At 62.5% G+C, this 17,941-nt stretch carries 24 protein-coding genes and 1 pseudogene; 9 read left to right on the forward strand and 16 right to left on the reverse strand.

Annotated features, from left to right (window positions below; genetic code table 11):
* Positions 1–2: 2 nt before the first annotated feature.
* From ACTORR_RS13480 to ACTORR_RS13495, 4 genes are all read right to left on the reverse strand, one after another.
* A complete protein-coding gene (locus ACTORR_RS13480) occupies positions 3–377 on the reverse strand; it encodes a helicase (RefSeq protein ID WP_262109467.1) in 375 nt (124 codons plus the stop codon).
* Between the two features lie 145 nt (positions 378–522).
* A complete protein-coding gene (locus ACTORR_RS13485; protein WP_054884748.1) occupies positions 523–819 on the reverse strand; it encodes an HU family DNA-binding protein in 297 nt (98 codons plus the stop codon).
* Positions 820–1,005: 186 nt separating this feature from the next.
* Positions 1,006–2,154 (reverse strand): NAD(P)/FAD-dependent oxidoreductase, encoded by a 1,149-nt coding sequence (locus tag ACTORR_RS13490; RefSeq protein WP_313365057.1) that lies wholly within the window; start codon positions 2,152–2,154, stop codon positions 1,006–1,008.
* A gap of 15 nt (positions 2,155–2,169) precedes the next feature.
* A complete protein-coding gene (locus tag ACTORR_RS13495) occupies positions 2,170–2,337 on the reverse strand; it encodes a rubredoxin (RefSeq protein ID WP_054884848.1) in 168 nt (55 codons plus the stop codon).
* 113 nt (positions 2,338–2,450) lie between these two features.
* Between ACTORR_RS13495 and ACTORR_RS13500 the strand changes: the two genes are divergently transcribed.
* Positions 2,451–3,008 (forward strand): chorismate--pyruvate lyase family protein, encoded by a 558-nt coding sequence (locus ACTORR_RS13500; protein ID WP_313365058.1) that lies wholly within the window; start codon positions 2,451–2,453, stop codon positions 3,006–3,008.
* Positions 3,008–3,898 carry a 4-hydroxybenzoate octaprenyltransferase gene (gene ubiA / locus ACTORR_RS13505; protein WP_054884751.1) on the forward strand — a complete coding sequence of 297 codons (891 nt, stop codon included), beginning with the start codon at positions 3,008–3,010 and terminating at the stop codon, positions 3,896–3,898. Before ACTORR_RS13500 ends, ubiA begins: the two co-directional genes overlap by 1 nt.
* A 99-nt stretch (positions 3,899–3,997) precedes the next feature.
* Here ubiA and ACTORR_RS13510 read toward each other — a convergent pair whose 3' ends face one another.
* Complete coding sequence (locus ACTORR_RS13510; RefSeq protein ID WP_054884752.1) at positions 3,998–4,366, reverse strand: COG4315 family predicted lipoprotein; 369 nt, start codon at positions 4,364–4,366, stop codon at positions 3,998–4,000.
* A 173-nt stretch (positions 4,367–4,539) separates the two neighbouring features.
* On the opposite strand from ACTORR_RS13510, the gene phoB reads away from it, so the two are divergent.
* The 3 genes from phoB (at position 4,540) to ACTORR_RS13525 (ending at position 8,052) form a co-directional block, all read left to right on the forward strand.
* On the forward strand, positions 4,540–5,229 hold the full coding sequence (gene phoB / locus ACTORR_RS13515) for a phosphate regulon transcriptional regulator PhoB (RefSeq protein WP_003253341.1): 690 nt from the start codon (positions 4,540–4,542) through the stop codon (positions 5,227–5,229).
* A 48-nt stretch (positions 5,230–5,277) separates the two neighbouring features.
* Positions 5,278–6,585 (forward strand): phosphate regulon sensor histidine kinase PhoR, encoded by a 1,308-nt coding sequence (gene phoR, locus ACTORR_RS13520; protein WP_054884753.1) that lies wholly within the window; start codon positions 5,278–5,280, stop codon positions 6,583–6,585.
* Positions 6,586–6,711: 126 nt separating this feature from the next.
* Positions 6,712–8,052: a hemolysin family protein gene (locus ACTORR_RS13525; protein ID WP_054884754.1), complete on the forward strand. Its 1,341-nt coding sequence runs from the start codon at positions 6,712–6,714 to the stop codon at positions 8,050–8,052.
* 2 nt (positions 8,053–8,054) lie between these two features.
* On the opposite strand, the pseudogene ACTORR_RS13530 reads toward ACTORR_RS13525, so the two are convergent.
* A pseudogene (locus ACTORR_RS13530) lies at positions 8,055–8,870 on the reverse strand (M23 family metallopeptidase); the annotation flags it as partial.
* 97 nt (positions 8,871–8,967) lie between these two features.
* Complete coding sequence (merR, locus tag ACTORR_RS13535) at positions 8,968–9,366, reverse strand: Hg(II)-responsive transcriptional regulator (RefSeq protein WP_003089120.1); 399 nt, start codon at positions 9,364–9,366, stop codon at positions 8,968–8,970.
* A gap of 74 nt (positions 9,367–9,440) precedes the next feature.
* Here merR and ACTORR_RS13540 point away from each other — a divergent pair, with 74 nt between their 5' ends.
* Genes ACTORR_RS13540 through ACTORR_RS13550 form a run of 3 tightly spaced genes read left to right on the forward strand, consistent with a single transcriptional unit; the run spans position 9,441 to position 10,299 of the window.
* Positions 9,441–9,791, forward strand: a complete 351-nt coding sequence (locus ACTORR_RS13540; protein ID WP_003089115.1) for a mercuric transporter MerT family protein — start codon at positions 9,441–9,443, stop codon at positions 9,789–9,791.
* A 12-nt stretch (positions 9,792–9,803) separates the two neighbouring features.
* A complete protein-coding gene (gene merP, locus ACTORR_RS13545) occupies positions 9,804–10,079 on the forward strand; it encodes a mercury resistance system periplasmic binding protein MerP (protein ID WP_060767731.1) in 276 nt (91 codons plus the stop codon).
* 7 nt (positions 10,080–10,086) lie between these two features.
* Positions 10,087–10,299 carry a GDCCVxC domain-containing (seleno)protein gene (locus ACTORR_RS13550; RefSeq protein WP_003089113.1) on the forward strand — a complete coding sequence of 71 codons (213 nt, stop codon included), beginning with the start codon at positions 10,087–10,089 and terminating at the stop codon, positions 10,297–10,299.
* Positions 10,300–10,311: 12 nt separating this feature from the next.
* Here ACTORR_RS13550 and ACTORR_RS13555 read toward each other — a convergent pair whose 3' ends face one another.
* From ACTORR_RS13555 to ACTORR_RS13565, 3 genes are read right to left on the reverse strand one after another with little or no spacing between them, the layout of a single operon-like run.
* Positions 10,312–13,305, reverse strand: a complete 2,994-nt coding sequence (locus ACTORR_RS13555) for a Tn3 family transposase (protein WP_003299771.1) — start codon at positions 13,303–13,305, stop codon at positions 10,312–10,314.
* Between the two features lie 3 nt (positions 13,306–13,308).
* Positions 13,309–13,719: a putative toxin-antitoxin system toxin component, PIN family gene (locus ACTORR_RS13560; protein ID WP_003463562.1), complete on the reverse strand. Its 411-nt coding sequence runs from the start codon at positions 13,717–13,719 to the stop codon at positions 13,309–13,311.
* On the reverse strand, positions 13,719–13,958 hold the full coding sequence (locus tag ACTORR_RS13565) for a ribbon-helix-helix domain-containing protein (RefSeq protein ID WP_003089107.1): 240 nt from the start codon (positions 13,956–13,958) through the stop codon (positions 13,719–13,721). Before ACTORR_RS13565 ends, ACTORR_RS13560 begins: the two co-directional genes overlap by 1 nt.
* 97 nt (positions 13,959–14,055) lie before the next feature.
* Here ACTORR_RS13565 and ACTORR_RS13570 point away from each other — a divergent pair, with 97 nt between their 5' ends.
* Positions 14,056–14,670: a recombinase family protein gene (locus tag ACTORR_RS13570; RefSeq protein WP_000904941.1), complete on the forward strand. Its 615-nt coding sequence runs from the start codon at positions 14,056–14,058 to the stop codon at positions 14,668–14,670.
* A gap of 52 nt (positions 14,671–14,722) precedes the next feature.
* On the opposite strand, the gene merE is transcribed toward ACTORR_RS13570, so the two are convergent.
* From merE to merT, 6 genes are read right to left on the reverse strand one after another with little or no spacing between them, the layout of a single operon-like run.
* Positions 14,723–14,959 carry a broad-spectrum mercury transporter MerE gene (merE, locus tag ACTORR_RS13575; RefSeq protein WP_001087809.1) on the reverse strand — a complete coding sequence of 79 codons (237 nt, stop codon included), beginning with the start codon at positions 14,957–14,959 and terminating at the stop codon, positions 14,723–14,725.
* Entirely contained in the window at positions 14,956–15,321 is a 366-nt protein-coding gene (merD, locus tag ACTORR_RS13580) for a mercury resistance co-regulator MerD (RefSeq protein ID WP_010466447.1), read from the reverse strand. The genes merE and merD overlap by 4 nt, the downstream gene beginning before the upstream one ends.
* A 16-nt stretch (positions 15,322–15,337) precedes the next feature.
* On the reverse strand, positions 15,338–16,984 hold the full coding sequence (gene merA / locus ACTORR_RS13585) for a mercury(II) reductase (RefSeq protein ID WP_441343675.1): 1,647 nt from the start codon (positions 16,982–16,984) through the stop codon (positions 15,338–15,340).
* Positions 16,981–17,226, reverse strand: coding sequence for a mercury resistance system transport protein MerF (merF, locus tag ACTORR_RS13590; protein ID WP_000654684.1), 246 nt, complete (start codon positions 17,224–17,226; stop codon positions 16,981–16,983). Before merF ends, merA begins: the two co-directional genes overlap by 4 nt.
* Positions 17,227–17,228: 2 nt before the next feature.
* Positions 17,229–17,504, reverse strand: a complete 276-nt coding sequence (gene merP / locus ACTORR_RS13595; protein WP_000735441.1) for a mercury resistance system periplasmic binding protein MerP — start codon at positions 17,502–17,504, stop codon at positions 17,229–17,231.
* 15 nt (positions 17,505–17,519) lie between these two features.
* The gene (gene merT / locus ACTORR_RS13600) at positions 17,520–17,870 is read right to left on the reverse strand and encodes a mercuric ion transporter MerT (RefSeq protein ID WP_001294667.1); all 351 of its coding nucleotides are present in this window, start codon (positions 17,868–17,870) and stop codon (positions 17,520–17,522) included.
* Between the last annotated feature and the right edge of the window lie 71 nt (positions 17,871–17,941).

The following is a 17,941-nucleotide window of genomic DNA, read 5'->3' on the forward strand; positions in this document are numbered from 1 at the left end:
TTTCAGCCCTTCTTCTTCGGTTTCAGGTATTTCATCAGCCCCTGGAACCACATCACCAGCGCCGGATTGCCCTTGATCTGGATGTTCTTGTCCTGGATGCCCTGCATGAACGCAAGCTGCTTGTTGCCCGCCTGCATCGTGGCAAAGCCGTAGGCGGCATCCTTGAAGGCGATGGCGAAGGCCGGCTGCGGATGGCTGCCGCCCTTGCTGCTGATGCGCTCACCGCTGACGATGAAGTGCCGCGCTACCTTGCCGTCCAGCGTCTGCATCTGGAAAACCAGGTCTTTGTCCCTGAGTTGCTGCTGAAACGCCGGGTTGTTGCGGCTGGCCCTGGCCATCAGCAGCCCCATGGCCCAGAGAAGAAAGCGAAACTTCATCAACGCGCCTCGAATAAAAAATGACTGAGGAGCGCAGTTTATCCTTTTCCTCGACTGAGTACGCAAGTTCGCGACACTTAGCCTCCAGAATGCATAACGGGCGCCCTGAGGCGCCCGCTTGATGACTCTGGATGTCAGCAGTCGATCACTTTTTCTTGGCTGGCTTGGCCGGGGTGTTGACGCTGTCGCGCAGGTTCTTGCCAGGCTTGAAGGCAACGGTGTTGCTGGCCTTGATCTTCACCGGTTGGCCGGTTTGCGGGTTCTTGCCAGTGCGGGCACCACGATGACGTTTTTCGAAGGTACCGAAACCGACCAGGGTAACCGTGTCCTTGTCCAGGGCACCGGTGATGCTGTCGAGAATGGCGTTCAGCACCTGGTTGGCTTTTTCCTTGGTCAGGTCAGCCTTTTCGGCAATGACAGCGGCGAGTTCTGGTTTACGCATAGTGAAGCCTCTTTGACGGGATTTCTTGTTGTTATGCCGTGCTGCCATGAAGCAGCGTTCAAGGCACCGCAGGCTCTAATCTGCGGCAGACGGAACTGAGAATGGCACGCCCACCGAGGCCGCGCCAGTATCTGGGCGGCCATTGTGCTGGCAACAACAGGATAAATCCGACAGAACGTCAGCTATTTACGCCATGACAGCGGGCAGCTGCCGATTCAGCGCAAGTTTTTCCGTGACGGCGCTCCCGGTCAGGGCATAGCCGAGCAACTGGCCGTCGGCGGCATGGCAGAGCAATTTCAGATCGCTACCCTGCCCTTCGACCTGCCAATTGCCTTCACGGCCGGCCGGCGGCGGTGAGACCACCAGCGGGCAAGCCGGAGTCTTCACGGTAATCGGCATTGGCCCGTAGCTGACCTGGGTAGGGTTACCGACCAGGGTCTGCGCCAAGGCACGAGCGCAGGCCATCAACGGCATCACATACAGCAGGTTGATACCGTCGACTTCGGCACAGTCGCCAAGGGCGAAGATGTTGCTGTGCGAAGTGCGCAGCTGACGGTCCACTACCACGCCGCGGTTGGTCTGCAAGCCGGCAGCAGCGGCAAGGTCGGTACGCGGGCGCAGGCCGATGGCCGAGACCACCAGGTCGCAGACGATCACTTGTCCATCGGACAGGTGCGCCTCAAGCCCCTCTCCTGCCTGCTGCAGACGGGTCAGCACCGGGCCGAGGTGGAACCGTACGCCCAGCCCTTGCAGGCCGGCTTGCACGGCAGCGGCGGCAGCCGGATGCAACAAGGTCGGCATCACCTGCTCGCAAGGTGCCACCACACCGACCTCGAAACCGCCCAAGCGCATGTCGTTGGCAAACTCGCACCCGATCAGGCCGGCGCCGAGAATGAGCACTCGCTGCTTGCCCGCCGCCGTGGCACGGAAGCGCGCATAATCTTCAAGGTCGTTGATCGGGAAAATCCGCCCGGCACCATTACCTTCGACTGGCACCTGAACGGTCTGCGCCCCCCATGCCAGCACCAGGTCGCGATACTCGATCGCTTCTTCCCCGACCCACAGCCGCTTGTGACCCGGGTCGATACCGCTGATGCGAGTATGGGTGCGGATCTCGGCCTTGAGCTGCTCGGCCATCGTGCCAGGTTCAGCCATGCACAGGCCATCGGCGTCCTTCTGCTTGGCAAAGCCCGTGGAGAGCATGGGCTTGGAGTAGGACCGGCCATCATCGGCGGTAATCAGCAGCAGCGGCGTGTCACCATCGAGCTTGCGAAATTCACGTGCCAGGTTATAGCCGGCCAGGCCGGTACCGATAATTACCACGGGGGACGTCATGCGCTGCCTTCCTTTTTAGCCGATGGCGATCATTTCGAAGTCGCTCTTGCCCACGCCGCAGTCAGGGCACAGCCAGTCTGCCGGTACGTCTTCCCAACGGGTACCAGGCGGGATGCCATCATCCGGCCAGCCTTCGGCTTCGTCATAGATCAGGCCACAGACAATACACTGCCACTTTTTCATCAGGTCATTTTCCTCGGTGTCGATCAGGCTTTGTTCTAGCCAGGCATTATGCAAGCACTCAGGGCAATCATGCTAAGCTCGCCGCCTCTCTGGCTGTAATCAAGCATACCGACGTGTCGTACGAATCCCCGCAAGCAGCCGCTGTCGCGTGGCTGCCGTATTCACAGCTGGCCCCTGAAATTGACCAGCCAACCCTGGACTGGCTGTTCGACGAAGGCTCCCTGACTCGCCGCCTCACCCAGCTGTCCCAGGGACACTTCAGCGTCACCCCCCTGTTCGAAGGTTGGCAATCGCTGCGCGATGACGAATGCGTGGCCCTGAACCTTGCGCCAGGTGCCGAAGGCTGGGTGCGCGAGGTGTTCCTGCGCGGGCATGGCCAACCTTGGGTGTTTGCCCGCAGTGTGGCCAGCCGCAGCGCCCTGGAACGCGGCGGGCTGGACCTGGAAACCCTGGGTAGCCGTTCGCTGGGCGAATTGCTGTTCTGTGACCAGGCATTCATCCGCCACCCGATCGAGGTGTGCCGTTATCCACAAGGCTGGCTGCCAGCCGATGCCGCGCAAGCTGGGCTCTGGGGGCGCCGCTCACGCTTCGCCCGTAACGGCCTCGACCTGCTGGTGGCCGAGGTTTTCCTGCCTACACTGTGGCAAGCGGCCAAGGAGGAGAACCGCTGATGTACCTGCACCTGCTCAAGTCGCTCAACCGCCTGCACCCCCGGGCCTGGGACTTTGTCCAGCTCAGCCGCATGGATCGGCCGATCGGCATCTATCTGCTGCTGTGGCCGACCCTGTCAGCGGTATGGATCGCCGGGCACGGCTCGCCGACCCTGGCCAACGTGCTGATCTTCGGCCTGGGCGTGGTGCTGATGCGCGCCGCAGGTTGCTGCATCAACGACTTCGCCGACCGCAAGGTCGATGGCCATGTCAAACGCACCGCCGACCGGCCGCTGGCCAGCGGCCGGGTCACGTCGCGCGAGGCGCTGGCATTGTTCGCCATCCTCGTCGGTGTGAGCTTCCTGCTGGTGCTGTGCACCAACAGCCGGACCGTTTGGCTATCGTTCGGCGCGGTGGCGCTGGCGTTCTGCTACCCATTCATGAAGCGCTACACCTATTACCCGCAGGTGGTGCTGGGTGCGGCGTATTCCTGGGGCATTCCCATGGCCTTTACCGCGGCCGGTGGCGAGTTGCCCGCCAGTGCCTGGCTGCTGTACATCGCCAACCTGTTGTGGACAGTGGGTTACGACACCTACTACGCCATGGTGGATCGCGACGACGACCTGAAGATCGGGGTGAAATCGACCGCGATCCTGTTCGGCGAGGCGGACCGGGCGATTATCCTGACCCTGCAGCTGCTGTCGCTGGGCTGCCTGCTGCTGGCGGGCAGCCGCTTCGAGCTGGGTGGCTGGTTCCACCTGGGGTTGCTGGGGGCGGCGGCGTGCTTTGCCTGGGAATACTGGTCGACACGCAGGCTGGACCGCGAATCGTGCTTCAAGGCGTTTCTGCACAATCACTGGGCGGGGTTGCTGGTGTTCATCGGGGTGGTGCTCGATTACGCATTGCGCTGAGGTTCAGCGTCACTGTGGGAGCGGTTTTACCCGCGAATGCAAGGGTGGCTGCACGGCATTCGCGGGTAAACCCGCTCCCACAGCGTCAAGAGGCGGGCTTCAGGGCTTGGCGACGTGCCAGACTTCTTTCATGCCATCACCTTTCGTCTCACCGGCCTTCATGTCATTTTTGAAGGTGTACAGCGGCTTGCCGTCATAGGCCCACTGCATCTTGCCGTCGTCACGCTTGATCTGCGTCCACTTGCCTTCGGCCTTCTCGCCATCTTTGACCATCAAGGGTGGCCAGTTCTTCGCACAATCACCGTTGCACATCGACTTGCCACCGGCGTCCTTGTCGAAGGTGTACAGCGTCATTTTGTTGTGGTCGACCAACATGCCATTTTCTGTCATGCCATGGTCGGCTGAAGCCACTCCAGGTAGCGCAAATGCAGCGAACAAGGCCATCCAGCTCAGCGTATGTCGTGTCATTGGATTCACCATAGATTGGGGGTGAAATGCGTGTTGTTTGCCGCCACGGCGGCCCAGTGAAGCCTAGCCCAGTCATGGAATGTCGCCAGAACGGCCAACACCCTGTCACACAGCTGCAATAATTCCGTTATCTAATGCGGGCCAAGACACGATTCCCGGGAGAGGTTTTGAGCATGGTTGGCAGAAACATTCTGATCGTCGACGACGAAGCACCGATTCGCGAGATGATCGCCGTCGCCTTGGAAATGGCCGGCTATGACTGCCTGGAAGCCGAGAACTCCCAGCAAGCCCACGCGATCATCGTCGACCGCAAGCCGGACCTGATCCTGCTTGACTGGATGCTGCCCGGCACCTCCGGCATCGAGCTGGCACGCCGCCTCAAGCGCGACGAGCTGACCGGCGACATCCCGATCATCATGCTCACTGCCAAGGGCGAAGAGGACAACAAGATCCAGGGCCTGGAAGTCGGCGCCGACGACTACATCACCAAGCCGTTCTCGCCGCGTGAACTGGTAGCCCGGCTGAAGGCCGTGCTGCGTCGCACGGGCCCAAGCGACAGTGAAGCGCCGATCGAAGTCGGCGGCCTGCTGCTCGATCCGATCAGCCACCGCGTGACCATCGACGGCAAGCCGGCCGAGATGGGCCCTACCGAATACCGCCTGCTGCAGTTCTTCATGACTCACCAGGAACGCGCCTATACCCGTGGCCAGCTGCTCGACCAAGTGTGGGGCGGCAATGTGTATGTCGAGGAGCGCACCGTCGACGTACACATCCGTCGCCTGCGCAAGGCACTGGGTGAGGCCTACGAAAATCTGGTACAAACCGTCCGGGGCACTGGCTACCGCTTCTCGACCAAGAGCTGATCGAGCCGACAAGCGCCAAGCTGCACGTCGTTGTACAAGGACCGTCAATTGAACCAGAACTGGCACGCGACCCTGATTCGCCACCTGTTGCTGCTGATCACTGTCTGCCTGATCGGCGGCCTGGTCAGCGGCTATTACGGCTGGAGCCTGGCCATCGGCCTGGCGCTCTATCTGGGCTGGACACTCAAGCAGCTGTTGCGCCTGCATGACTGGCTGCGCAACCATCAGCCCGACGAAGCACCGCCCGATGGCTACGGCCTGTGGGGTGAGGTGTTCGACAGCATCTACCACCTGCAACGCCGCGACCAGCGCGTGCGCGGGCGCCTGCAGGCGGTGATCGACCGGGTGCAGGAGTCCACTGCGGCACTGCGCGATGCGGTGATCATGCTCGACAGCGATGGCAACCTGGAGTGGTGGAACCGTGCCGCCGAGACGTTGCTGGGCTTCAAGACCCCACAGGACGGCGGCCAGCCGGTCACCAACCTGGTACGCCACCCGCGCTTCAAGGAATACTTCGAGGCGCAGAACTACGTCGAACCGCTGGAGATCCCCTCGCCGATCAACGACCGCCTGCGCGTACAGCTGCACATCACCCGCTACGGCAACAATGAGCACCTGATGTTGGTGCGCGATGTCACCCGCATTCATCAGCTGGAGCAGATGCGCAAGGATTTCGTTGCCAACGTCTCCCACGAGCTGCGCACACCGCTGACGGTGATCACCGGCTACCTGGAAACCCTGCTGGACAACGTCGAGGACGTCAACCCGCGCTGGGCCCGGGCGCTGCAGCAGATGACCCAGCAGGGATCACGCATGCAGACCCTGCTCAACGACCTGCTGCTGTTGGCCAAGCTGGAAGCCACCGATTACCCGTCGGATAACCAGCCGGTGGCGGTCGATGCCCTGCTCACTGCGATCAAGCAGGATGCCCAGGCACTGTCCGGGCCACGTAACCAGAAAATCACCCTGGAAGCGGCGCCAGGGCTGCGCCTGAAGGGCAGCGAGTCGGAACTGCGCAGCGCCTTCTCCAACCTGGTGTTCAACGCCGTGAAGTACACCCAGGATGAAGGCACCATCCGCATCCGCTGGTGGGCTGACGAGCACGGCGCGCACCTGTCGGTGCAGGATTCCGGGGTGGGTATCGAAGCCAAGCACCTGCCCCGACTGACCGAACGCTTCTACCGGGTCGACTCCAGCCGTGCGTCGAATACTGGCGGCACTGGCCTGGGGCTGGCGATCGTCAAGCACGTGCTGATGCGCCATCGCGGCAAGCTGGAAATCAGCAGCGTGCCGGGGCATGGCAGTACCTTCACCTGTCATTTCGGGCCAGCACAATTGGCCAACGGCAAAGCCTGAGGTACCAGGGGCAGCTTTGCAGCCCTTTGCTTTTGCTGCCCCAGCCGCTACATTGGATCCCCTGTGCCAGCAAGAGCTGGCACTTTTTTTCTCTCCCTCGAAGACGGACCCCGTAAAAACCCCATCATGGACCCTTCCCCTGGTATCAGCCTCGCCTCGTTATTCGCCGATTTCGGCATGATCATCTTTGCCTTCCTGCTGGTGCTGCTCAACGGTTTCTTCGTTGCCGCCGAGTTCGCCATGGTCAAGCTGCGCGCCACCCGCGTCGAGTCCATTGCCGAACTGCATGGCTGGCGCGGCAGCATCCTGCGCAAGGTACACAACCAGCTCGACGCCTACCTTTCTGCCTGCCAGCTGGGCATCACCCTCGCCTCGCTGGGCCTGGGCTGGGTCGGTGAACCAGCGTTCGCCCACCTGCTCGAACCGCTGCTGGCTTACCTGGGCGTGGACAGCGCTGAAGTGGTCAAGGCGGTGTCGTTCTTTGTCGCCTTCTTCGTCATTTCGTACCTGCACATCGTGGTCGGCGAACTGGCGCCCAAGTCGTGGGCGATCCGCAAGCCCGAGCTGCTGTCGCTGTGGACCGCCGTGCCGCTGTACCTGTTCTACTGGACCATGTACCCGGCCATTTATCTGCTCAACGCCAGCGCCAACACTATCCTGCGCATCGCCGGCCAGGGTGAGCCAGGCCCGCACCACGAACACCACTACAGCCGCGAAGAACTCAAGCTGATCCTGCACTCCAGCCGCGGTCAGGACCCGAGCGACCAAGGCATGCGCGTACTCGCCTCGGCCGTGGAAATGGGCGAGCTGGAAGTCGTGGACTGGGCCAACTCGCGTGAGGATATGGTCAGCATCGACGCCCATGCCCCGCTCAAGGAAATCCTCGCCCTGGTCCGCCGGCACAAGTTCAGCCGCTACCCGGTGTATGACGCCGAGCGCGAAGAATTCACCGGGCTGCTGCACATCAAGGACTTGCTGCTGGAACTGGCCGAACTCGAGCACCTGCCTGAAACCATCGACCTGGACGATCTGGCTCGCCCGCTGGAGCGGGTATCGCGGCACATGCCACTGGCGCAGTTGCTCGAGCAGTTCCGCAAAGGCGGCGCGCACTTCGTGCTGGTAGAGGAAGCCGACGGCAAGGTGATCGGCTACCTGACCATGGAAGACGTGCTGGAAGTGCTGGTAGGTGACATCCAGGACGAACACCGCAAGACCGAACGCGGCATCCTCGCCTACCAGCCCGGCAAGCTGCTGGTACGTGGCGATACGCCGCTGTTCAAGGTCGAGCGCCTGCTCGGTGTCGACCTCGACCACATCGAGGCAGAAACCCTCGCCGGCCTGGTCTACGAGACCCTCAAGCGCGTGCCTGAAGAAGAGGAAGTGCTGGAAGTCGAAGGCCTGCGCATCATCATCAAGAAGATGAAAGGGCCGAAGATCGTCCTGGCCAAGGTGCTCAAGCTCGACTGACCCTAGGGGTTGCCGGCAGTGAAGTCCGGCAACCCGCCCAGCGGCCGGTCGAACTGGAACGGTATCGACTCCAGCGCCAGCCCCACATTGCGCTGTACCACGAAATGCAGGTGTGGCCCGGTGCTGTTACCGGTATTGCCCGACTTCGCCAGGGCCTGCCCTACGACCACCTGCTGCCCTTCGCGAACCACCACCGAACTCTGCATCAGGTGCAGGTAAACGCCCATGGTGCCGTCGGGGTGCAGAATCCGCACGAAATTGCCTGCCGGGTTGCTGCCTCGGCCGCTCTGGCCATTCTCGACCTTCACCACCATACCGCCGCGGGCCGCAATGATCGGCGTGCCCTCCGGCATGGCGATGTCCATCGCATAGCGGCTCCTGGGGCCGAAGTGACTGAAACGGCCATTGGGCCCCTGGGTCAGGCGAAATGGCCCGCCCTTCCAGGGGAACGGGTAGCGGTAGGCGAGAGAGCGCTGGCCAGGGTCGCCCATGGCGTACTGAAAGCTTGTGGCGTATTGCAATTTGCCGCCGGGTGCCGCCAGCACTGAACTCAGCACTTTGCTCGAACGTGGCCCCACCACGGCGCGTATGTTGCGCGGCTGGTTGCCACCGAAAGCGTTGCTCAGCTTGTCGATCCGCAGTTCTACCTGCATCGGCACGTACAGGTCGTTGCGCACCATGAAGCGCACACCGCCGGGGAAGGTTTCGGCCTGCAGGCGCACCTTGCCATCGATGTGATCGAGGATCGGCTCGCTCAGCTCGAAGGTCTTCGCCCCCGGGCTGTAGCGATCGGAGTACGAGACCACGCCGGTGTTGTCGACGGTGGGGTTTGGGGAGCAATGGAACCAAAAACCAACGTAAGCTCTGAATCCCACCGTAAAGGGGCTTTCCGATCTCCAGCTCACCCGCCAGGCATTACTCTCTGATCAGTGCCTCGATGATCGGGCAGATCGTTCCGCCGTCTCCCGCATCACATTGCTGCACCAGTTCGCCTAACAGTTGCTGCATGACGACCAAGTCGGCCATCTTCTGCTCGATCAACGCGAGCTTGCGTGCAGCCCGTGCTCGCGTTTCGGCACAGGCGCACGACTCATCCAGCGTCAGCAGTCCACCGACTTCCGAGAGCGTGAAACCCAGCGCCTGAGCCCGCTTGATGAAACGCAGTCGCTTCACCATGTCCACCGGATAGCGCCGATGGCCACCCAAGGGTTTGGCTGGTTCATCCAGCAGCCCGCGTCGCTGGTAGTAGCGGATCGTCTCGACGTTCACCCCGGCGGCGTCTGCCAGCTTGCCAATGGTCAGCTCTGTGGCCATCACTTTCTCCTTGATTCCGTACTTTGGTACGGAGTTTAGAATAGCACCTAGGCAATCAGGCTCAGGAGATGGGAATGGGGATGCAACTCACCGGGAAAGGCTCGCTGGTCGCGAGTTCGCTGACCGCCATCGGTGCGTCGGTGTGCTGTGTCGGGCCACTGGTGCTGTTGGCACTCGGTGTCGGCGGTACGTGGGTGGGCGCTCTGACCATGATGGAGCCACTACGCCCCCTCTTCATCGGGTTGACTCTACTGTTCCTGGGATTGGCATTCCGCAAGCTCTACCTGGTGCCACAGGTTTGTACGCCAGGTACACCCTGCGCCGATCCGCGCACGCTCGTGCGACAGCGACTCGTGTTCTGGATCGTCAGCGTGCTGCTGCTCGGCCTATTGGCCGTGCCGTGGCTCGCCCCGCTGTTCTACTGAAGGAGATTAACCATGCGCAAACTGCTGATCGCCGTGCTTTTCGCCTTGCCCTTCGTGGCGCTGGCGGCTCCCCCGAAAACCGTCACGCTCGACGTGCAGAACATGACGTGCGGACTCTGTCCGATCACGGTCAAGAAGTCGCTGGAGAAGGTGTCCGGCGTGAGTGACGTCCAGGTCAATTTCGACCAGAAGACGGCGACCGTCACCTACGATCCCGATAAGGCCCAGCCCGAGGCACTGACTGAGGCGACCGCGAACGCGGGATACCGCTCCACAGTGCAGAAGTGAGGTCACGATGAGCGCCATTGTCCTTGAGTCCGTGCTGACTTGCCCGCGCTGCGGCTTCGCCAAGCCGGAAACCATGCCCACGGACGCCTGCCAGTTCTATTACGAGTGCAGCAACTGCAAGGCGCTGCTGCGCCCCAACCCAGGGGATTGCTGCGTTTTCTGTTCGTTCGGCTCGGTGAAGTGCCCGCCGATCCAGCAGCAGCTTGGGTGTTGCTCATAGCGTTTAGGGGGATCACAGGTCGTCGTCTGGATTACGCAGTGGCCGCAGCTCGCCGCGCGCAACTTCTTCCGGTACCGCAAAGGAATACCGCCCGAGCATGTTGATGTGCTCGTAGATCAGCGGCGATAGCCGGGCCAAATCCTCTTCCAGCACTGGATAGCCGTGCTGCTTGAGCCGTTCCACGGCCGCCGTCATGTAGAGGGTGTTCCACAGCACGATGATGTTCACCACCAGGCCCAGAGCACCGAGCTGGTCTTCCTGGCCTTCGCGGTAGCGCTGGCGGAGCTCGCCGCGTTTGCCGTGGAACACGGCGCGGGCCAGGCTGTGCCGGCCTTCGCCTCGGTTCAACTGGGTCAGGGTGGCGCGGCGCTTGGACTCGTCGTCGATATAGGTCAACGTGTGCAGAGTCTTTTCGATCCGCCCGAATTCGGCCAGCGCCTGGGCCAGCCGGGTGGGTCTATCTCCCGTTTGCAGCGTGCGCATGATGCCAGTCGCCGGCACCCGGCCGAGTTTGAGCGAGCCGGCCAGGCGCAGCAGGTCGTCCCAGTGCTCGGCGATCAGGTCGAGTTTGACCGACTGGCGGGCCAGCCCGTTGAGCTTGCCGTAGTCCGCGTCCGGGCGCGTGCGCCAGAAGCGGGTACCGCCGACATCGGCCAGCCGCGGACTGAAGTGGTAGCCAAGTAGGCGGAAGAGCCCGAACACCACATCGCTGTAGGCCCCGGTGTCGGTCATGATTTGCGTCGGCTGCAACTCGGTCTGCTGTTCCAGCACGACCGCCAGCAACACCAGGCTGTCGCGCAGCGTGCCGGGCACGGTGATGGCGTTGAGGCCGGAGAATTGGTCGGAAATCAGGTTGTACCAGGTGACACCCCGGCCGGTGCCGAAATACTTCGGATTGGGGCCGGCATGCACGGTGCGCACCGGTACGACGAAGCGCATGCCATCGGCGGAGGCGACCTCGCCGCCACCCCAGACTTGGGCCAGTTCCAGTTGGCTTTGCGCTCCGACCAGGATGGCGTTAGCCGCTGACAGGGTGTCGTCGCGGATATAATTCTGGCTGACCCAGGACAGCCGGTCACGGCGCAGCGCCGGGTTGTCGGTGCGGATCAAGGGCTCCAGGCCGGTGTTGCAGGCCCCGCCCAACAGCACCGCGCAGAGGCTGGTGACCAGGTTGTCGGCGCGTGCATTGCGTTCGGAGACATGGGTGAAGGCCTCGGAAAAGCCAGTGCGGGCGGCGATTTCCAAGAGGATTTCCGGCAGATCGACACGCGGCATCAGGTCAGACACGGCCGCCCGCAGTTGCAGCAACGAGCAGGGCTCGTCCAGCTTGTCCAGCGCCCCGAGCGACAGTTCGGTCTTGCCCTCGGTGTTCTCGCTCAGTTGAATCGCCGGGTTGTCGGGCAGGCGCGCGGCTACTGCCAGCCAGGTTGCATCCAGCTCGACGGACAAGGCGTCCAGGGTGGTTTTGGCGTCGATGGTCAGGCCCAGTGACCGGCAGATGATCGGTCGCGCCGCCAGCCATTCGGCACCGTCGAGCAGGCCAAGGCGCGGGTCGGCATAGCGCCAACTGGGCGAGACGAAGACATCGCGGCGGCGCAGGGCCGTGCGCAGCGCATCGAGCGTGCAGAACACATAGGCACCCATGTCGAGGGAGCCATCTTCGCGGGTGATGTGCTTCTGCCAAGCCTTGGCCACGATCTCCTGCGGCGCGTCATCCTCTGGCTTCCGGCGCGGCAGGTTCAGTTGCAGCCACTCCAGACTAGCCGCCACGCCCTTGCCGGCCGGGCTGAAGCCGAAGCGGATGTGCTTGAGCAGGTCGGGCAGGAAGCGGCGCACGCTGCGGTAGCGCGCTTCCAATGCAAGAAAATAGACGTCATCTACCGGGCGGATCAGCGCGTTGACCTCTTCCAGGGCCTTTTCCAGGGTGGTCCTCGGCAGGTCGTTGAACAGCCGGGCGCGCACGTTGTCATCGCTGATCGAGCTGTCCAGCACGACCTTGCACGCGGCGGCGAGCGTCGCGGCCGACCGATCCAGGTCTTTCAGGCTGCGCATGCGGGCTTTCTTGTCGGCCTTCTCCGCGTTGCTGAACAGGTCGCGCAGCAAGGCCTCCAGGACTTCCAGTGCGTCGTCGTGCGCAGTCGCCTCCAGGCAGAGTGCGAAGGCCACCAGTGTCGCCATCCGCCGCGACGCCGGCAGCCGATTAATCGCGGTGACCTTGGCCGTGTTGGCGAAGCGGGCCAGGGCGGCGATACGGCTGGGAGGGATGTGCGCCGCCGCCGGCAAGGTGATGCCGATGCCGCGCACGTCATCGAGCCGGCGCAGTGCCCGAATCAACGCGGGGCCACTGACCATGACCGGGCCGGAGCGCAATTGATCCAGCCGGGAGCTGCGGTTGCCTTCGGCCACCGTCAGCAAGTCTTGCAGTTGCAATCGCTGTTCCTCAGTCACGCTGCGGCCCAGCGTAAACCAGAGGCGTTCTTCGACCCGACTGCGCAACTGGGCGATAAAGCGCTCTAGTTGAGACACACCAGGCAGGAGGACTTTCTGTGTGAACAGCCACGAGGTGGCTCGCTCAAACAGCACTCCCGGCCGGTCGGTGCCCGTCCAGCAGAGGGCATACAGCCAGCGGCTCAAGCGAAAGCCGATGCCCGGATCGGTGAAATGACGATAGCCAAAGCGGTTCTGAATATCGGTGGCATGTATCCAGCGGCGATGATCGCTATAGCGCTGGAGGCAGTCGGGGTCTGGAATCGCCAGTTGTCGGCAAAGCACCTGCAGGACTTCCACCGGCACGGCGGCGGGCTTGTCCGGCAGAACGCCAACGAAGCGGACGGTGGTCAGCAGAACGGCATAACCCAGACGGTTATGGTTACCCCGCAGCACCTGGATGGCTTCACGGTCTTCATCGCTCAGGTGGAAGTAACGTTCCAGCTCTTCACGGCTGGGCGAATCAACATAGCGGCCAAAACCGTCGCGTTGCTCTTGAGTCAGAAAACCGACCGGCATTGATCACAGCACCTCGACGCAGAACACGGCGGGCGTGACGATCCGCGTGCGTTCGATGTGCCCGCGTTGCAGCAGGCCGGCGCGGCGATCACCGGTTATCAGGTAGTCCGCATCGCCCGCCAAGGCCATGGCCAGCAAAAACGAGTCATCCGGATCATCGGCTTCGACCTCGATGGTCAGGCGCTCCAGTACCACAGCCCGTTGCAGGTTATTGATCATGGCGCCCACCTTGGCGGGCTGTAGGATGGCCTGAAGCTTGGGATAGCGGCTGGCTCGACGAATTTCATCGAGTTGCATCCGCGAGGTCACCACCTCGAAACGCGCCGCCCGCCAGGCACGGTAGATCGCATCGGGCGCGCCATGTGGCGAGATCAGGGCGCTGAACAGGATGTTGGTATCCAACACGACCCGCATCAGCGCTTACGTGCCCAGTCGAGCGCTTCGTCAACCGCGTTGGTCAATTCTGCCTCACTCAGATGGGCGTTAGCGGCCTTGGCCTGCTCAGCGCTCAGCTCCAGGATGTGTGCCCGTACCGCTTCTTCGATGAAGCGCGACAGGTCGCCCTTACGGCCGCCGCCCTGGCTGGCCAGAAACATCCGAAGCGACTGGTCGGTGTCGGCCGAGACGGCGACATTCCAGCGAATGGTATTCATAGCGTTCTCCGCTAATAGGTGTTTGTGTGTTTATACGCCAATCACAAAGGGCGATGCAATGGTTCGACAAAACGAACGTATATGTGACAGGTACGACATGCTGATAGGCTACATGCGGGTATCGAAGGCGGACGGCTCCCAGGCTACCGATTTGCAGCGCGACGCGCTGATTGCCGCCGGGGTCGATCCAGTACATCTTTACGAGGACCAGGCATCCGGCATGCGCGAGGATCGGCCCGGCTTGACGAGCTGCCTGAAGGCGTTGCGAACTGGCGACACACTGGTCGTGTGGAAACTGGATCGGCTCGGACGCGACCTGCGACATCTCATCAACACCGTGCACGACCTGACTGGGCGCGGCATCGGCTTGAAGGTATTAACCGGGCACGGCGCGGCCATCGACACCACGACCGCCGCCGGCAAGCTGGTCTTTGGCATCTTCGCCGCCCTGGCCGAGTTCGAGCGCGAGTTGATCGCGGAGCGCACGATTGCCGGCCTAGCCTCGGCCCGCGCGCGCGGGCGGAAAGGCGGCCGGCCGTTCAAGATGACCGCCGCCAAGCTGCGGCTGGCGATGGCGGCAATGGGTCAGCCAGAGACCAAGGTCGGCGACCTGTGCCAGGAACTTGGCGTCACGCGGCAGACCCTGTATCGGCATGTTTCACCCAAGGGTGAGCTACGTCCAGATGGCGAGAAGCTACTCAGCCGAATTTGATGCCGGCATGAGGCAACGTAGCGACAGCGTGGTTTGTCTCAATGGGAAGCGCTCATGATCGATCTTTGAAGGCCCGCAGCAGTCGTGTCACAGACAGGACGAACAAACCGGTCAGCGTGAGGGCTGCGATACCCCAGTACTCTCCGATGAACGCGCCGGCCGTCGTGCCGGCCAGCACAATGGCGAGAATCGGCAAATGGCAGGGACAGGTGAGCACGGCCAGCGCGCCCCACAGGTAGCCGGTGATCGGTTTGTGCGTCTCGGACGGCAAGCGCTCGGGGCTGTTCATGGCAGACTCTCCGCGTGCTGTGCCGGCTCGGTCGGCATGGTGGCCAACTGCACCTCCAGATCGGCCAACGCTTCGCGCCGACGCTCGACGAACTGGCGCAGAACGGCAAGCTGCGCGGCCGCTTCATCGCCGTCCGCAGCATCCAGCGCCCGGCACAGCCGCGCCAGCGCGTCCAGGCCGATGCCCGCCTCGAAGGCCGCCCGCACGAAGCACAGCCGTTGCAAGGCGGCATCATCGAACAGGCCATAGCCGCCCGGGGTGCACGCCACCGGACGCAGAAATCCGCGCAGCAGGTAGTCGCGCACGATATGCACGCTCACCCCGGCATCAAGGGCCAGCCGGGACACGGTGTAGGCGCTCATTGAAAACCTCCTTTTTTTATCCAGCGCAGCAGGAAAGCTGCTTCACGTCCTTGTTGAAGGTCTGCGCCGCAAGCTTCAACCCCTCGACCATTGTCAGGTAGGGGAACAACTGGTCGGCCAGTTCCTGCACCGTCATGCGGTTGCGGATGGCGAGCACCGCCGTCTGGATCAGTTCGCCCGCTTCCGGGGCCACCGCCTGCACGCCGATGAGCCGTCCGCTACCTTCCTCGATGACCAGCTTGATGAAGCCGCGTGTGTCGAAGTTGGCAAGCGCTCGCGGAACGTTGTCGAGTGTCAGCGTGCGACTGTCGGTCTCGATGCCATCGTGGTGCGCTTCCGCCTCGCTGTAGCCCACGGTGGCGACTTGCGGGTCGGTGAACACCACTGCCGGCATCGCGGTCAGATTGAGGGCTGCGTCGCCGCCGGTCATGTTGATCGCGGCACGGGTGCCGGCGGCCGCTGCCACGTAGACGAACTGCGGCTGGTCGGTGCAGTCGCCGGCCGCGTAGATGTTCGGGTTGCTCGTGCGCATGCCTTGGTCGATAACGATGGCCCCTTGCGCATTGACAGTGACCCCCGCCGCGTCCAGCGCGAGGCTGCGCGTATTCGGTGCCCGACCGGTGGCAACCAGCAACTTGTCAGCGCGCAATTCACCGTGTCCGGTGGTCAGCACGAATTCGCCGTTCACATGGGCGACCTGGCTGACTTGCGTGTGCTCCAGCACCTCGATGCCCTCGGCGCGGAAAGCGGCTGTCACGGCCTCGCCGATGGCCGGGTCTTCCCGGAAGAACAAGGTGCTGCGTGCCAGGATCGTGACCTGGCTGCCGAGCCGGGCAAAGGCTTGCGCCAGTTCCAACGCCACCACCGACGAACCGATCACGGCCAGGCGTGCGGGAATGGTGTCGCTGACAAGCGCTTCGGTGGAAGTCCAGTAGGGTGACTCTTTCAGGCCCGGAATCGGCGGCACGGCCGGACTGGCACCGGTGGCGACCAGGCAGCGGTCGAACGTTACCTCGCGCTCGCCACCCTCGTTCAAACGGACGACCAGGCTCTGGTCGTCCTTGAAACGCGCTTCACCGTGCAAAACGGTGATGGCTGGATTGCCGTCCAGGATGCCTTCGTATTTGGCGTGCCGCAGTTCATCGACACGGGCCTGCTGCTGGGCCAGCAGTTTGCTGCGGTCAATCGCAGGCACAGTTGCCGCAATACCGCCGTCGAACGGACTTTCCCGGCGCAGATGGGCAATATGGGCAGCGCGGATCATGATCTTGGACGGCACACAGCCGATATTGACGCAGGTGCCGCCGATGGTGCCGCGTTCGATCAGCGTGACCGTCGCGCCTTGCTCGACGGCCTTCAGCGCCGCCGCCATCGCGGCCCCGCCGCTGCCAATGATGGCGATATGCAAACCGGCGCCCTCAAGTGCATCACGGATTTTTGGTTCATCTTTGAAATCACCAACCCGGATCGAGCCTTGATAACCCAATGCGGCGATGGCGGCCAGCAGTTGGTTGTGGCTCACGGCGGTGTCTGCCATGACTTGCGCGCGGCTTTCTGGATAGGACACCACAGCGGCATTCACGCCGGGAATCTTTTCCAAAGCATCTTTGACATGGGTGGCGCAGGATGTGCAGGTCATGCCATTCACGGTGATTTCGGTCATTTTTTTACTCCATTGAATTTCGGGGTGCAGCAGGCATCGGCTTGGCGTTTTCGTTGGATGGCGTAGATGGTCAAGCCGATGAAAATCGCCAGCGCAGGCAGCAGCACATAGTCCAGATAGCCGGTCAGCGCGGACAAGCCGACCACACCGAGCAAAATGACCAGAACAGGGGTGAAGCAACACAGCGCCACGAGGGTTGTGCCAATGATGCTGACCCGCAGCAGTGTCTTCGGGTCTTTCATGATCAGTTCTTGACTGATGATGGGTAGCCCGCATCCTCGGTAGCCTTGGTCAGTTTCTGCACGCTGGTCTTGGCATCATCGAAGGTGACCACCGCTTCGCGCGTCTCGAAGGTCACGTCAACTTTACTGACGCCATCGACCTTGGAAATCGCCTTCTTGACAGTGATCGGACAGGCCGAGCAGGTCATGCCCGGTACGGACAGCGTAACGGTCTGGGTGGCGGCCCACACGGGGGCAACAACGGCAGCGAGGGCAAGGGCGGAAAGCAGCTTTTTCATGGTGAACTCCTGTGATCAATAGAAAAATGGCACGACGTAGGGAAATCCGAGCGCGACCAAAACCAGCACGGCCACGCCCCAGAAAATGAGCTTGTAAGTAGCTCGCACTTGGGGAATCGCGCAAACCTCACCCGGTTTGCAGGCGGCTGACGGCCGGTAGATGCGCCGCCAGGCGAAGAACAACGCCACCAGCGCCACGCCGATAAAGATGGGGCGATAGGGTTCCAACACCGTCAAGTTGCCGATCCAAGCGCCGCTGAACCCCAAGGCGATCAGAACCAGCGGCCCGAGGCAGCAAGCCGAGGCGAGGATGGCGGCCAGCCCGCCAGTGAAGAGCGCGCCGCGCCCGTTTTGAGGTTCAGACATACGTTTGTCCTTTCGAATCTGAATTGGATAGCTTAAGCTTACTTCCGTAGTTATGTACGGAGTCAAGCGAT

The sequence above is a fragment of the Pseudomonas sp. SAR267 genome (assembly GCF_052077595.1).
GTDB classification, from domain to species: domain Bacteria; phylum Pseudomonadota; class Gammaproteobacteria; order Pseudomonadales; family Pseudomonadaceae; genus Aquipseudomonas; species Aquipseudomonas vlassakiae.